This is a genomic window from Psychrobacter sp. 1U2 (genome assembly GCF_051847575.1).
This window is the reverse complement of record NZ_JBPYDC010000271.1, coordinates 1-1283: the sequence shown is the minus strand read 5'-3', so window position 1 is coordinate 1283 and position 1283 is coordinate 1. Positions and strand designations below refer to the sequence as shown.

Below are 1283 nucleotides of genomic sequence, written 5' to 3'. Positions count from 1 at the left end.
GCTCAGCTTGGCGAATCATTTTGTCGCGTGGCATGTCAGCTCGATTGGCATCGAGCCAGTTACGCCAAAACCTTGTCATTTGGTCACTTAAATGACTGGTTTCTAAATTGTCGTGATTACCTAGCATAAGATAAGCTTTTAACGCATTATAAGCATCTTCAACATCGGTCGGATCGGACTGAATATAAGCGTCATTAGTCGTAGTCTCAGTTGTATTTTCAGTTGCAGATTCCTCTGTGCGTACTGTCAGTTGCGCCGCGTTAGTATTTACCTCTGTCAGGAACTTTTCTATATTTTGTTTGGTAGGGGCTAAGACGATGATGCGGATGCCGTTATAGTATTCTGCTAGTAGTTTTTGTTTGAGCTTGCCGCCTTGATAGAGACCAAGACTCAAAGACAGTGGTTTATCTTCTTCATAGTTCTCAAGCTGCTCTATTCGGCTTTGTAAAATACTAAGTGACTCAAGCTGAGACTGCAGATCACCATTAGCGTTTTTTTGTAGCTCGGCAACTTGTTGTAAGTCGGCTACTACGCGTTCAGTTAATTGCTTATTATTAGCATATGACCATGTCCATAGGCTGACAGCCGCGCACAATGCAACTACAGCGCCTAATGTAGCAATAGCACGATGACTGCGTTTATTACGGTTTTTGTGTTGTTTGACCAAATGCTTGTCTTTTAGGATGACTTTAGAAAATAAATCTTGTAAGAAATAAGGTTTATCAGCAGCTTCTTGTTGGGTATTGAGGGGTACAGCTGGTGGATGCAAGTCGTAATTTTGCACCATTTGCAAAGTCATCTGACTGCTAACCTGCCCATCTTGTAAGGCGCTAGTAAAGTAAAATCCGCGCAATATGGGCTTAAATTGAAAAGGGTTGTCCTCAAACAAAGCATGCATGAGCGTCCTTATCATCGGACGTAGCGACTGAAATTCCATAGGAAAAGTCATCAGACTTGGCGAGACAGTACGCTGATGACGCAAAGACAATTTTGTCGTACTCAAGTCTTTTAAACCGTTGACCAATACGCCAAAATGCTCTTCGAATACGTCAGTGATGTTGATGTTTTCGGGATCTTCAGGGTAAGGGATGGTCGCGCCCCATACTTGACTACGCTCTTCTTGTTCATAATCATTAAAAAAGTCACGAAAGCCTGAGACCAAGTCCATCTTGGTAAAGACTACGTAGACAGGGGCGTAGACTTCCAACTGTTCGGTCAAGTCTTGGACACGGCTGCGTAAGTTTTTGGCTAAGTCTAAGGCATAGCTTGGATCATTTTTGGTA

At 42.9% G+C, this 1283-nt stretch carries 1 protein-coding gene; it reads right to left on the bottom strand.

Translation table 11 applies throughout. From position 1 onward, the window contains the following. The coding region (locus tag ACS8FD_RS15085) for a type VI secretion protein IcmF/TssM N-terminal domain-containing protein (RefSeq protein WP_439276449.1) at positions 1-1283 on the bottom strand (1283 nt) is incomplete at both ends.